We start from the raw sequence: 13,678 nt of genomic DNA on the forward strand, positions 1-13,678 counted from the left end.
CCCCGCTAGATCAGTGGTGATCAGCAACGCACTGCAGGTCGGAGATTTATGCGACGGCTTTGGCCAGGCTGGTGTCAGGGCACCAGCCCGATCCAATCGATTAGCCGCCACAAAGTAAATTGTGTCTGGATTGATCCACTGACGAAAACAGGAGGCCAGCGCACCCTGAAGGAGAAGCCCTTCAGGGTGGCTTGAATTCAGAACTTGGCGGAGGCCATGAACCAAAGCTTTGTCGTATCGGTCGCGAAACTGTCGGCATTGTAGAAGGCGGCCTTGGCGGTGAGTGTCAGATAGCTTGTCACCTGCTTCTCCACCTGAAAATCCCACTCGCTGCCATAGTCAGCGCTGCCAGTGTCAGATTTGAACTTGTGATAAACGGCCATGAGCGCCGTGCCCGAAAGCGCGCTGCCCTCGGGCACCTTGTAGGCAAGCGTTGCATAGATATCCTTCAGGCCAGCAGCGGGCGTGGACAGGAACTTGTCCGCCCAGCCGTTGAATTTGTGAAGGGTGGCAAGCGGCGTCTGGAAGGCGGCACCGCCGTCTGCCCCCAGAAGCTCGTAATCGAGCCCGGCCATCAGCCCCTTGCCCGAAACGCTTGCGCCCACATGCCAGAAATCGGCGGCATAGTCGGCCGGATTGGCGCCGTGGTCGGATTGCCGTGCATATTCAATCTGGTAGCCAAGCGAGACGGGATCGGCGAGCTTCGCACTGCCCGCAAACCGGACGCCGAGTGTCTTCGACGACAGGCCCGCCGCCCCCGGCGCATCGAAATCGAGGAGATAACCGTAGGCTGTCAGCTTGCCGTAACTCCAGCCCGCATAGCTCGCATTGAAGAGATGCGTGTCGCCGTGCAGGTTGCCGAGCGGATGATCGTTCCCGAAGATGCGGTTGACGTTCCAGACATAGGCATAGGTGGCGCTGAGCCCGGCAGCGGGCGTCACGGTCGCAGCCGCGCTATCATAGGTCTGGTCGTTCTGGCGCCAGCCAACGGTGCCAATGAATCGCTGGTCATCGAAATTGATACCCTGCCGCCCGGCCTTCACCTCGAATGCGTCGGACTTGTAGCTCGCCCATGCCTGATTGACCTCGGTGCCGGTCGGGTCCGGCACCACGGGATAGGCCGCCTTGCCATTAACGGTGCTGTTATAGGAACTCCCGCCGATGGCCGCCACATTGGTGGCCTCCAGATAACCGCTGAAACCGTTCACATTGGCGGTCTTGTACCAGAGTTTGGTGAGAAGCGTGGAGGCTGTAGCGTTTTCCGCGAACCCGTCCTGATCCACTGTTTCCAGCCGGTAGCGGAGATCAAGCCCCGCGTCGCCTTTGGTGAAAAAGTCAGTGATGTCGTCCGCAAAAGCCGAGGGCGCCTGAGCCGCAATCATCACGGTTGCGCCGATATATTTGTGAAATGCCTTCATCGAAGGTCTCCCTGCAGAATGTTTCTTTCATGGTTGGACCCGGACACAATTCACCCGTCCCGTGCGGCGCTGCACGGCCGGGGGTCGTGTTCCCGGGGAGATGCGCGCCGCCATTGACACGCAGGGATAAAGTCAATCGTTCAGGCGCCGCGCCGGATCGGGAAACGGCGCCAGTAACCTTCCACATCGCCGCCATCGAAGGCGTTGCCATCGAACGGCATGGCCGCCATGCGGCGACCCGCGTTTGTGCGGCTGCCAGCATCCTGCCGGCCAATGCCGTCCATGATGGTGGTATCGAAAATCGCGCTGACCTCTTCTTCGTGCCCGGCACCGGCCTGCCCCCAGCGCCGCATCTGGGCAAGGAGCCAGAGGCCTGCTTCGGCATAGGGATAGCCAAGATCAAGCCCACCGAAGGACAGATAATCGGCAACCGGCTGGCGCGTCTCGCCGGGCACCAGCCGGGGCGCGCACATCAGGCCGCCAAGGATCACCTCGCGGTCGGTATCCAGATAGTCAGGCCCGGCCAGCATGTCGGCCAGTGCATTGCGGTTTGCCGGTTGTGCCGCCCAGCGCATGGCGGCCACACAGGCGGCCACAAGCCGCGACACTGTCTCGGCATGCCCCGTGGCCCATGACCGCCGCAGTGCCAGCACCTTTTCGGGGCTGTAGGGATAGAGATCAGCTTTGGTGGCCATGATGCGCCCGATGCCTTCCTCGACTGCCAACTGGCTCCAGGGTTCCCCCACGCAGTAGCCGTCGATCTGACCGGCCCGCAGCGCCTCCACCATCTTCGGCGGTGGCACCACGGAAAGTTCCACATCCTGATCGGGATCGACCCCGCCGTGGGCGAGCCAGGCGCGGAGTTCATAACTGTGGCTTGAATAGGCATGCACGCTGGCCAATCGAAGCGGTGCTTCCCCCGCCGCCCGCCGCGCCTGCACGACAGCGGCAAGCATGGCGGCCGACTGGGCGCGGTCGAAAATCACCCTGCCCTTCATCAGGGCCCGGGCTTCCTCATACAGCGCAACCGAGATGGTGATGGCATTGCCACCGCGCCCGAGGAGAAGCGGCACCATCATTTCGGACCGAAAACCGCCAAGCCCCAGATGCATGGCCAGCGTCAACCCGCCGAGCATATGGGCACATTCAAGCTTCTCGAACGCCAGCTGGTCGCGTACTGCCGCCCACGACGGCAGGCGCACGGGCTCGATCCTGATGCCTTCTTCAAGGTCAAGGCCCAATTCGCGCGCCACCACAATGGGGGCGCAGTCGGTGAGCGCGATGAAGCCGGCGCGGATAACGGGGAGGTTGGCTTCAGGCATGGTGGCGGTCTCCGAGTAAGCCGGCATCCAGCTCAAAGGCCGTGATGATGCTGTCGGCGATATCGACAATCTTGCGGCTCTGCTGCATGGCGGTGCGGCGCATCATGCTGTAGGCCTCTTCTTCCGTGATGCCGCGATACTGCATCAGAAGCCCCTTGGCGCGGTTGATGCGCTTGATATCGGCAAGGGCCGTGCGGGCCTCGTCGCGTTCGCGCAATAGCTGACTGAAGCTTTCAAAGCGGGTCACCGCCACTTCGACAATCGGGCGCACACGGTCCTTCTTCAGGCCGTCAACCACATAGGCGCTGACGCCAGCCTCGACCGCGCGCCTGATGGCGTCGTCGTCCGACTGGTCAACGAACATGGCAATCGGCTTTTTCACCGAGCGCGACACCTGGAACATGTTTTCCAGCGTGTCGCGGTCGGGGTTCTGCAGGTCGATGATGATCACATCGGGTTCGATGGCCACGATACGCTGGTGCAGGTTCGCCGTTGTTCGCAGCGTCACCACATGGGTGTAGCCAGCCTCAACAAGCGCCCCTTCAAGGAGCGCGGCGCGGGCCGGATCCTCGTCGATCACCAGAATATTGAGGCCGGTTCCTGCCATTTACGCTGCGGTCCTCCGCTTGGGGGTCGGTTTGCTTTCGGCGTCTGCGGGGTCGCCGTGCTCGTAGGCTTCAAGGAAGGACAAAAGTTCTTCCCTGTATTCATAATATTTCGGATGCCCAACGAGATCACGGCGGCGGCGCGGCCGGGGGATATCGATCTCCATGATATTGCCGATCTTGGCGTTCGGGCCGTTGCTCATCATCACGCAGCGGTCGGCCAGAAGGATCGCCTCGTCCACATCATGGGTCACGCAGATGGCGGTCACCTGTGTGCGCGCCCAAACATCCATCAGCACTTCCTGCAAGGCCCAGCGGGTAAGGCTATCCAGCATTCCGAAAGGCTCATCCAGAAGCAGCAGCTTCGGCGACAGGGCAAAGGCACGGGCGATGCCGACGCGCTGGCGCATGCCGTTCGACATTTCAGCCGCTGGCTTGTGCATGGCGTCGCCAAGCCCGACGCGGGCGAGATAATATTCGATCACATCGCGCTTCTCGGCCGCCGTCGCGTGCGGATAAACACGGTTGACGCCCAGCGCCACATTCTGGAAGGCGGTCAGCCACGGCATCAGGCTCGGCGCCTGAAACACCACGGCGCGCTCCGGCCCCGTGGAGATGACCTGACGCCCATCAAGGATCACACCGCCGGCGCTGATCGAGGTCAGCCCCGCCGCCATATTGAGGACGGTGGATTTGCCGCAGCCCGAATGGCCAATGAGCGTGATGAACTCGCCCTTTTTCATCTTCAGGTCAAAGCCATCGACGATGGTGAGCGGTCCTTTCGGCGTGTCATAGACCTTGGAGATTTGCGAAAACTCCACATAGCGATCCACACGCGGGCTCGCCGCCGCCTCGCGGTATGCTTTCGGTGCCCGGCCGATCTCGATGGGTGCGATGGTCGGCAGGATGCCTTCTGCCGCCTGCCGTGCGGCGTTCGCACCTTTTTCAGCTTCGATCAGGAAGCTTGTTACATCGGCCCGAAGCTTCACGAAGCCTGCATCATGGTTCATCGCGGACCGCAGGCGCGGGCGCGGGATATCCACCTTGAAGGCAGGCCCCAGCGTGGCTTCCGGCCCCGGTGTCAGCGGGATGATCCGGTCAGCCAGCAGGATCGCCTCGTCCACATCGTTGGTGATCAGGATCACCGTCTTGCGGTCCTTCGCCCGGATCGCATCCAGCTCGTCCTGCAATTTGGCGCGGGTGAGCGCGTCGAGTGCCGACAGGGGTTCATCCAGCAACAGGATTTCCGGATCCATCGCCAGTGCGCGGGCCACCGCCACGCGCTGGCGCATGCCACCCGAAAGCTCGTGGGGTTTGCGGTCGCGGGCATGGGTAAGGCCGACCATATCGATATAGCGGTCAACCCGCGCCTGCCGGGCCACCTTGTCTTCGGTGCCGAAAAGGCTATCGACCGCCAGCGCGATATTGCCCGCGACCGTCAGCCACGGCATCAGCGAATAATTCTGGAACACGACGCCCCGGTCAGGGCCGGGGCCGGTGACCGGCGTGCCATTCATCGTGATGCTGCCGCGTTCGGGCTTCACAAGGCCCGAGATCAGCGAGATGAGAGAGGTTTTGCCCGCGCCCGAAAAGCCGACGATGGCCAGAAATTCGCCTTCCTCGATGGCAAGATTGATATCCCGCAGCACAGGGGTACGCCCCCTGCCCTTGCCGTAGGAAAATGCAACGTCCTTGAGTTCAAGATGTGCCATTTGCCGCCCCCTCACCGCTGTGCCCGGCTGGTGACCAGCGCTTCAAAGGCGAGCATCAGGCGGTCCAGAAGGAAGCCGATGATACCGATGGTGAAAACGGCGACCATGATGCGAGCGAGCGAGCTTGATGACCCGTTCTGGAATTCGTCCCACACGAATTTGCCAAGGCCCGGATTCTGGGCCAGCATTTCGGCGGCGATCAGCACCATCCAGCCAACCCCCAGCGAAAGGCGCATGCCGGTGAAGATGAACGGCAGGGCCGAAGGCACGATCAGCTTGCGCACCTGCACGCCGGGCGACAGGCGCAGCACGCGGCCGACATTCAGGAGGTCCTTGTCGATCGAGGCCACCCCCATCGACGTATTGATCAGCGTCGGCCACAGCGAGCAGAGCGTGACAGTGATGGCAGACGTGAGGAACGCCTTATCGAACAGCGGATCGTCGCTCACATAAAGCGCACTGACCACCATTGTGACAATCGGCAGCCAGGCCAGCGGCGACACCGGCTTGAAAATCTGCACCAGCGGATTGATCGCTGCATTCATCGATGGCGACAGGCCACCGATGATGCCGATGGGAACGGCCACGAGCGTAGCAAGCAGGAAGCCCATGAAAACGGTCTGGATGCTTGTCCATATCTGGTCGAAATAAGTCGGCTTGCCGGTATAGGGGTGGATTTTCGGCTCGTAGGACGGGTCTTCCGCAACCCGCGCCTCGTTCCGTGCGTGCTGGCGTTCGTAGAATGCCTCTGCCTTCTCGCGTTCCGCCTTATGGCTGTCCACAAGCCCGCCGAAGGCTTCGGCTACCTGCGCCGGCCCCGGGATCGCCCCGAGGCTTGTATCCACCTTCGGCGCCATCTGGGCCCAGAGCCCGAGGAAGAGGATGATCGACGCGAGCGGAATGCCAAGGCCGCGCCACAGGGCTTTTAGCTGTGCCGAGGGATCCTCGCCGTTCGCCAGCCGCAACATCGGGGTGACCCAGCCGAAGCCGAAGATGGAGATATAACCGTCAATCCGCCCGATCAGCAGGCCGCGCTGCGCCTGCGCAGCCTTGCGGGCGGCGCGGGCGAGTTCGGGATCGTTCTTCACCGTCGCATTCATGTCAGTTGCCTCCCGCTTGCGCAGGGGCCACGTCGTCCTTCAGGCCGATACTGAATTTGCGCAGATAAGCCGTCGGCGTTTTGCCGTTGAAGGCGATGCCATCGATGAAATGGGTTTGCGGTGCGCGGTAGCCATCCGTGTCCCACGGGAAATCCTCTTCCCGTGCCTTGCCTTCCTGCACGAGAAGCCGTGCAGCTTTCAGGTAAATTTCAGGCTGATAGACCTTGCGGGCGACCTCGTCATACCAGGCATCCGGTTTCGCTTCGCCGATCTGCCCCCAGCGGCGCATCTGGGTGAGATACCAGACAGCGTCGGAATAATAGGGATAGGTAGCAAAATAGCGGAAGAAGACGTTGAAATCGGGCACATCGCGCTTGTCGCCCTTTTCATATTCAAACGTCCCGGTCATCGAATTGGCGATCACGGCGGCGTCCGCCCCCACGTAAGCGGGCTTTGCCAGCATTTTCACCGCTTCCTGCCGGTTGGCATTGCCGTTCGCGTCCAGCCACATGGCCGCGCGGATCAGCGCCTTGACGACAGCGAGATGCGTGTTCGGATATTTCTTCGCCCATTCGGCTGAAACACCGAACACCTTTTCCGGGTTGTTCTTCCAGATTTCATAATCGGTGACGACCGGCACACCGACGCCCTTGAACACCGCCTGCTGGTTCCAGGGCTCGCCAACGCAATAGCCGAAGATGGTGCCCGCCTCCATCGTCGCCGGCATTTGCGGCGGCGGGGTCACGGACAGCAGCACTTCGGCGTCCGTCGTGCCTGTCACATCACCCGTCGTATAATAGCCCGGATGGATGCCGCCAGCAGCGAGCCAGTAGCGCAGTTCATAATTGTGGGTCGAAACGGGGAAGACCATGCCCATCTTGAAAGGCTTGCCTTCGGCCCGGTACTGCTGAACCACCGGCTTCAGATAATCCGCCTTGATCGGATGCACGGGCTTGCCATCCGCGCCCATGGGTACATGTTTTTTCATCGCTGCCCAGACCTCGTTCGACACGGTGATGCCGTTGCCATTGAGGTCCATCGAAAAGGCGGTGACGATATCAGCCTTGGTGCCAAAGCCGATGGTGGCGCCAAGCGGCTGGCCCGCCAGCATGTGAGCACCATCCAGCTCGCCCGAGATCACCCGGTCCAGGAGCACTTTCCAGTTGGCCTGCGCCTCAAGCGTCACATAAAGCCCCTCGTCTTCAAAATAGCCAAGCTCATAGGCCACCGCGAGGGGGGCCATGTCGGTCAGCTTGATGAAACCGAGGGTCAGGGTTTCCTTCTCCGGCCAGAGATTGTCGGCCGCGGCCGGCAGCCCGAAGCCGCAAACAAGGGCCGCGAGCGCCGCAACGCGGCGGCATGTGCCGGCAATTCGTTTGCTGATGTCAGTCGTCTTTCCTTGCATCCTATCCTCCGAAAGCCTTGTCTCTGCCTCGAATGATCGATGCGTCGATCAGTCGAAGGCCAAAAGCCGCTGCCTTCATGCGGACGAACCCGTCCAGAAGCTTGCAGCGATGTCTTTCGACCCTCCGTTGGATCGGAAACCTGGTGCGCCTTCATCGGCGACCGACAGGGGATAACGAGCAAAGCGCGTGCCAAGGGAACACGCCGCAGCAGCGCCGGGGCACGCTTGGCGTCAGGGGCTACCTGCAAAAACCGCAGGCCCCTGCGGGTTTTCTTGCTGCATAGCAACACAAAAATTGTTTCAATCGCCTCAGGAAGATGGGCCCACCATCCGGAATCAGCACTATTCCCGGCCGCCTTTCATGCTGCGGCGCATCTAATTTATTGACTATTTTTTGTTCATTGATTATTTTTTAATCAATTCAGTCGGCATTTGCAGCCACCATCACACGATGGCCTGCAGGCCGGCAGATGGCAGGATCACAGGGCTTCCGCGCCAATATGCCCCCTCGGGCCCGGCGTGGCATGCTCCTTGCTGATCCTTCCCTTCACAGGCACCCGATTTGCCACCGACCCAACGGCGGGTCATTTCAGGATAACGACGTCCAGGGCCACAGCCATCAGGCTGGCGGGCGGATGTCGTTTTTCACCTCCCCCTCCTTCCACCGGCACCCCTGGACCAGCCAAGTGGAAGCGACCATGACAAAGTCCAAGAAACCCAGACTGGTGATTGTCGGCAACGGCATGGCCGGCATTCGCACGCTCGAGGAGCTGTTGAAGCGCGCGCCGGATACCTACGATGTCACGGTGTTCGGGCAGGAGCCGCGCCTCAATTATAACCGCATCATGCTGTCTCCCATCCTCGCGGGCGAAAAAGCCTATCAGGATATCATCCTCAACGACTGGGACTGGTACGAAGCCAATAATATCCGCCTGCATGCGGGTGACCCGGTCATCGGGATCGACCAGAAGCGCGGGTTCGTCTTCTCCGCTGCCGGACGCAAGGTGGCTTACGACAAGCTATTACTCGCCACCGGCTCGGAGCCCATCGTCATTCCCGTGCCCGGCCACAAAAAGAACGGCGTCATCACCTTCCGCGACATGAAGGACGTGGAAACGATGATCGACGGCGCCGGGCGCCTGCAACATGCTGTGGTAATCGGCGGCGGGCTGCTGGGCCTTGAGGCGGCTTACGGCCTCTCCACGCTCGGCATGAAGGTCACCGTGCTGCATCTGGCCCCGCACCTGATGGAACGCCAGCTGGATACCGCAGCCGGCACACTGCTGAAGCAGGAACTGGAACGCCGCGGGCTCGATATCATCCTTGAAGCCGATACCGCCGAAATCACCGGCGACGACCGCGTTGAAGGCGTGCGACTGAAGGATGGCCGCAGCTTCCCGGCCGATCTTGTGGTGATGGCAGTGGGTATCCGCCCCAACACATGGCTTGCGCGTTCGCACGGGCTCGCCACCGGGCGCGGCATCCTGGTGGACGATCACATGATCACCTCCAACCCCGACATTCTGGCGATCGGCGAATGCGTCGAGCATCGCGGCCTATGCTACGGCCTCGTCGCTCCCATATGGGATATGGCGCGGGCCGCTGCCGACACGCTCGCCGGGTCAGACGGCAAGGGTTATCAGGGCTCGGCCATCTCTACAAAGCTCAAGGTCACCGGGGTCGATCTTTTCTCGGGCGGTGATTTCTCGGGCGGCAAGGGCACCGAGGATATCGTGTTCCGCGATGCCGCCCGCGGCGTTTACAAGCGGCTTGTGGTGAAGGAAAACCAGCTGATCGGCGCCGTCCTTTACGGCGATACGGGCGACGGCCCCTGGTATTTCCAGATGATCAAGGACGGCACCGACATCACCCCCTTGCGCGGCACCATGGCCTTTGGCCAGGGCTTCGAGGAGGGGGCGCTTTCCGACCCTTTTAAGGCGGTCGCGGATCTGCCGGCAGATGCCGAGATCTGCGGCTGCAACGGCGTCTGCAAGGGCACCATCCAGACGGCGATCACCGAAGGCGGCCTCACCTCGCTTGCCGAGGTTCGCGCCCACACCAAGGCCTCGTCTTCCTGCGGGTCCTGCACCGGGCTTGTCGAAAAACTGATCGGCTTCACGCTGGGTGATGGCTATGTGGCCGACAGCGGGCCGAAGCCCCTTTGCGGCTGCACCTCGCTCGATCACGGCGAAGTCCGCCGGCTGATCGTCGCCAAAGGCATCAAGGATATCCCGAGCGTGTTTCAGGCACTGGAATGGCGCACGCCGGATGGCTGCCATACCTGCCGCCCTGCCGTGAACTATTATCTCCTCTGTGCCTGGCCCGGCGAATATCAGGACGACGCCCGCGCCCGCTTCATCAATGAACGCGTCCACGCCAACATCCAGAAGGATGGCACCTATTCCGTGGTGCCGCGCATGTGGGGCGGCGTCACATCCGCGAAGGAACTTCGGGCCATCGCCGATGTGGTGGACAAGTTCAATATCCCGACCGTGAAGGTGACAGGCGGCCAGCGGATTGACCTTCTTGGCATCAAGAAGGACGACCTGACCGCCGTCTGGGCTGATCTGGGCGCTGCAGGGATGGTTTCGGGTCATGCCTATGGCAAGTCGCTGCGCACGGTGAAAACCTGCGTGGGGACCGACTGGTGCCGCTTCGGCACGCAGGACAGCACCGGGCTCGGCGTGAAGCTTGAACATGCCACCTGGGGCAGCTGGATGCCCCACAAGTTCAAGATGGCGGTTTCGGGCTGCCCCCGCAACTGCGCCGAAGCCACGATCAAGGATTTCGGCATCGTCTGTGTGGACAGCGGCTACGAGCTGCATGTCGGCGGCAACGGAGGCATCCATGTGCGCGCCACCGATCTTCTCTGCAAGGTTACAACGGAAGAAGAAGCCATCGAATATTGCATGGCCTTCATCCAGATGTACCGCGAGGAAGCCTGGTATCTGGAACGCACCGCCCCCTGGATCGAGCGGGTGGGGATCGACCATATCCGCGACCGACTCACCAGCGACTCCGAGGTGCGCATCAAGCTGCGCGATCGTTTCCTCCTGAGCCAGAAGGATGCGCAGGATGACCCGTGGGCGGCGCGCGCCAAGGGCGTTGACGCCCATGAATATCAACTTCTTGCGACGATTGGATGAGCCGATGGTTAAAGCATCCACCTTCACCCTTGTCGGCCAGCGGGACGATATTCCCCGCCTCGGATCGCGCCGCGTGCGCACCCCGGCGGGCGAGATCGCCCTTTTCCGCACCAGCGACGACAAGGTCTTCGCACTGAGGAACGAATGCCCGCACAAGAAGGGCCCCTTGTCCGAAGGCATCGTGCACGGGCACAGCGTTACCTGCCCCTTGCACAACTGGGTGATCAGCCTGGAGACAGGCGAGGCACAGGGCGCCGACACGGGCTGCACGGGCAAGCTTGCCGTCGAGGTGCGCGACGACGGCTCGATCTATCTGGCCATTCCTTCGGGCATGGCCGAGGCGGCGGTGGCATGACAATCACAAGGACCACATGCGCCTACTGCGGGGTGGGATGCGGAATCATCGCCACCGAGATGGAAGGAGGGGTCCGGATCGAAGGCGACCCGTCTCACCCCGCCAACCGCGGCCGCCTGTGTTCCAAGGGACTGGCCCTCGGCCAGACGCTCGATCATGCTTCCCGCCTTGCCTTTCCGACCATCGATGGCGTGCGCGTTTCGTGGGATACCGCAACCCGCGCCGTCGCAGACCGGCTCACCACCGTTATCAACGAGCACGGCCCCGATGCGGTTGCCTTCTATGTTTCCGGCCAGTTGCTGACCGAAGACTATTATGTCGCCAACAAGCTGATGAAGGGCTTCATCGGCAGCGCCAATATCGACACAAACTCGCGCCTGTGCATGGCTTCAACCGTGGCGGGCCACACCCGTGCCTTCGGCGGCGATATCGTGCCCGGCGACTATGCCGACCTTGAAGAAGCCGATCTTGTGGTGCTTGTGGGCTCCAACCTCGCCTGGTGCCACCCGGTACTGTTCCAGCGCCTGCGAGCGGCCCGGGAGGCACGCGGTACAAGGGTGGTGGTGATCGATCCGCGCCGCACCGAAAGCTGCGATATCGCTGATCTCCATATCCCCGTGATGCCGGACGGCGACGTGCTGCTGTTCAACGGCCTGCTCGCCCATCTGGACGCCTGCGGCACCGCCCCTGCCGCCTTCACAGGCCATCATGTGGATGGCTATGCCGGTGCGGTCGCGGCCGCCCGCAGTGAAGCGCCAGCACTGGCCGCTGCCATCGCTACGCGCGGCATCGAGGCCGAGGTCGCAGCCTTCTACCGGCTGTTTGCGGCCACCGAAAAGGTGGTGACCGTCTTTTCCCAAGGCGTCAATCAGGCGCACAATGGCACCGACCGGGTGAATGCCATCATCAATTGCCATCTGGCGACCGGCCGTATCGGGCGACCCGGCATGGGGCCTTTTTCGGTGACCGGCCAGCCGAACGCGATGGGCGGGCGCGAGGTCGGCGGACTTGCCAGCATGCTTGCCGCCCATATGGGCTTTTCGGATCATGAATGCGATCTCGTGCAGGGCTTCTGGCAATCGCCCGCCATTCCCCGCGCGGCAGGCCTTCGCGCTGTCGACATGTTCGATGCCGTCCATGACGGGCGTATCAAGGCGATCTGGATCATGGCGACCAACCCGGCGGTCAGCCTGCCGCAGGCCGCGAAGGTCCGCGAGGCACTGGCCCGTTGCCCCACTGTAATCGTATCCGACTGCGTGAAGGATACAGACACACAGGCTTTCGCCCATATCCGCCTGCCCGCCACGGGCTGGAGCGAAAAGGACGGCACGGTCACCAATTCCGACCGCACGATCTCCCGCCAGCGTGCGTTCCGGGCCCCTTATGCCGAGGCACGGCCCGACTGGCAGATCATCTGCGATGTGGCCACTGCTATGGGGCATGGTGCAGCCTTCGCCTATGAAAGCCCCGCTGACATTTTCCGCGAACATGCCGCCCTCAGCGCGCACCGCAACGAAGGCAGCCGCGCTTTCGATATTGGCGCGCTGGCCAACATAGGCGCCGCCGACTACAACACCCTCGCACCAACCAAATGGCCGCAGCGAGCGGGGGAGCGCAGTCAGACGCGGCTTTTCGGCAATGGCGCCTTCTTCACGCCGGACGCACGAGCCCGGATGGTCGCCCTTGATCACCGCCCCTCGCCTGCCGTCCCCTCGCCTGATTATCCGCTTCTCCTGAACACCGGGCGCTACCGGGACCAGTGGCACACCATGACCCGCACCGGCCTCGCCCCCAGCCTGACCGGGCACAGGCCCGAGCCGCTGCTGGACGTTTCCCCCACGGATGCACGGTCGCACGGGCTCGCTGACAAAGGCTTTGCCACCGTCGCCAGCCCGCGCGGCCGTGTCGTCGTTCGTGTGCGGGTCACGGATGACCAGAAGCCCGGCGAGCTGTTCCTGCCCATGCACTGGTCCGAAACCCATGCGAGCGCTGCCCTTGTTGGCACGCTGATCGCGCCAGAGGTCGATCCCCTTTCCAAGCAGCCCGCCTTCAAGTCCACGGCGGTCTCCCTTGCCCCCGCCGCCATGTCATGGCGGGGGCTTCTTCTTTCCCGCTCGGAAATTGAAATCCAGATGCCCTACTGGACCCGGACCCAGCTGAAGCATGCGACGCTCACCCGCATAGCCGGCTACAGCGAGGCCGACTTCGCCGCGCTTCGCGCACGCCTTGAACAGGTCACCGGGGACACTGCCAGCATTGAAGACGGCACCGGCCTGCGGTTGGCCGGCTTTGAGAAGGGGCAACTCGCCTTCATCCTTTTCGCGGGCGAAAGCCTTGCCGGGATCGACCTCGGCTGGGCGGACAGCCAGTTTGAGGCTGCAAGCCTTGAGGATAGCGCTCGCCGCCAACTGCTCGCCGGCCGCAGCCCCGGCGCCGTGCGGGACACGGGCCCGGTCGTCTGCTCCTGCTTTCAGGTCGGCCAAAACACGATCCGCGATGCCATCTGCAAGGGCCGCCTGACCAGTACCGACGGCGTTCGCGACGCCACCGGGGCCGGTGGCAATTGCGGCTCCTGCATCCCTGAAATCAAAGCCCTCATCGCCCGGGAGTAAAGC

At 62.5% G+C, this 13,678-nt stretch carries 9 protein-coding genes; 3 read left to right on the forward strand and 6 right to left on the reverse strand.

Annotated features, from left to right (window positions below; all coding sequences use genetic code 11):
- Positions 1-197: 197 nt before the first annotated feature.
- The 6 genes from PH603_RS12495 to PH603_RS12520 all read right to left on the reverse strand — a co-directional run bounded on the left by PH603_RS12495 (position 198) and on the right by PH603_RS12520 (position 7,562).
- Positions 198-1,418: an alginate export family protein gene (locus PH603_RS12495; RefSeq protein ID WP_289502870.1), complete on the reverse strand. Its 1,221-nt coding sequence runs from the start codon at positions 1,416-1,418 to the stop codon at positions 198-200.
- Between the two features lie 140 nt (positions 1,419-1,558).
- Positions 1,559-2,740: a CmpA/NrtA family ABC transporter substrate-binding protein gene (locus tag PH603_RS12500; protein WP_289502871.1), complete on the reverse strand. Its 1,182-nt coding sequence runs from the start codon at positions 2,738-2,740 to the stop codon at positions 1,559-1,561.
- Positions 2,733-3,347 (reverse strand): ANTAR domain-containing response regulator, encoded by a 615-nt coding sequence (locus tag PH603_RS12505; protein ID WP_289502872.1) that lies wholly within the window; start codon positions 3,345-3,347, stop codon positions 2,733-2,735. The genes PH603_RS12500 and PH603_RS12505 overlap by 8 nt, the downstream gene beginning before the upstream one ends.
- Positions 3,348-5,057, reverse strand: coding sequence for a nitrate ABC transporter ATP-binding protein (locus PH603_RS12510; RefSeq protein WP_289502873.1), 1,710 nt, complete (start codon positions 5,055-5,057; stop codon positions 3,348-3,350).
- 11 nt (positions 5,058-5,068) lie between these two features.
- Positions 5,069-6,157 (reverse strand): ABC transporter permease, encoded by a 1,089-nt coding sequence (locus tag PH603_RS12515; protein WP_289502874.1) that lies wholly within the window; start codon positions 6,155-6,157, stop codon positions 5,069-5,071.
- A gap of 1 nt (position 6,158) precedes the next feature.
- A complete protein-coding gene (locus PH603_RS12520; RefSeq protein ID WP_289502875.1) occupies positions 6,159-7,562 on the reverse strand; it encodes a CmpA/NrtA family ABC transporter substrate-binding protein in 1,404 nt (467 codons plus the stop codon).
- A 698-nt stretch (positions 7,563-8,260) separates the two neighbouring features.
- On the opposite strand from PH603_RS12520, the gene nirB reads away from it, so the two are divergent.
- Genes nirB through PH603_RS12535 form a run of 3 tightly spaced genes read left to right on the forward strand, consistent with a single transcriptional unit; the run spans position 8,261 to position 13,675 of the window.
- The gene (gene nirB, locus PH603_RS12525; protein WP_289502876.1) at positions 8,261-10,708 is read left to right on the forward strand and encodes a nitrite reductase large subunit NirB; all 2,448 of its coding nucleotides are present in this window, start codon (positions 8,261-8,263) and stop codon (positions 10,706-10,708) included.
- Positions 10,709-10,712: 4 nt separating this feature from the next.
- Positions 10,713-11,063: a nitrite reductase small subunit NirD gene (gene nirD, locus PH603_RS12530; RefSeq protein ID WP_289502877.1), complete on the forward strand. Its 351-nt coding sequence runs from the start codon at positions 10,713-10,715 to the stop codon at positions 11,061-11,063.
- On the forward strand, positions 11,060-13,675 hold the full coding sequence (locus PH603_RS12535; protein ID WP_289502878.1) for a nitrate reductase: 2,616 nt from the start codon (positions 11,060-11,062) through the stop codon (positions 13,673-13,675). The genes nirD and PH603_RS12535 overlap by 4 nt, the downstream gene beginning before the upstream one ends.
- The last annotated feature ends 3 nt before the right edge of the window (positions 13,676-13,678 follow it).

Origin of the sequence: Gimibacter soli (assembly GCF_028463845.1) — a bacterium.
GTDB classification, from domain to species: Bacteria; Pseudomonadota; Alphaproteobacteria; order Sphingomonadales; family Kordiimonadaceae; genus Gimibacter; species Gimibacter soli.

Bases quoted from the DNA above. Each gene is read 5' to 3' on its own strand.
- PH603_RS12515 (WP_289502874.1), bottom strand. From the start codon at position 6,157: ATGAATGCGACGGTGAAGAACGATCCCGAACTCGCCCGCGCCGCCCGC.
- PH603_RS12495 (WP_289502870.1), bottom strand. From the start codon at position 1,418: ATGAAGGCATTTCACAAATATATCGGCGCAACCGTGATGATTGCGGCT.
- nirD (WP_289502877.1), top strand. From the start codon at position 10,713: ATGGTTAAAGCATCCACCTTCACCCTTGTCGGCCAGCGGGACGATATT.
- nirB (WP_289502876.1), top strand. From the start codon at position 8,261: ATGACAAAGTCCAAGAAACCCAGACTGGTGATTGTCGGCAACGGCATG.
- PH603_RS12500 (WP_289502871.1), bottom strand. From the start codon at position 2,740: ATGCCTGAAGCCAACCTCCCCGTTATCCGCGCCGGCTTCATCGCGCTC.
- PH603_RS12510 (WP_289502873.1), bottom strand. From the start codon at position 5,057: ATGGCACATCTTGAACTCAAGGACGTTGCATTTTCCTACGGCAAGGGC.
- PH603_RS12505 (WP_289502872.1), bottom strand. From the start codon at position 3,347: ATGGCAGGAACCGGCCTCAATATTCTGGTGATCGACGAGGATCCGGCC.
- PH603_RS12535 (WP_289502878.1), top strand. From the start codon at position 11,060: ATGACAATCACAAGGACCACATGCGCCTACTGCGGGGTGGGATGCGGA.
- PH603_RS12520 (WP_289502875.1), bottom strand. From the start codon at position 7,562: ATGCAAGGAAAGACGACTGACATCAGCAAACGAATTGCCGGCACATGC.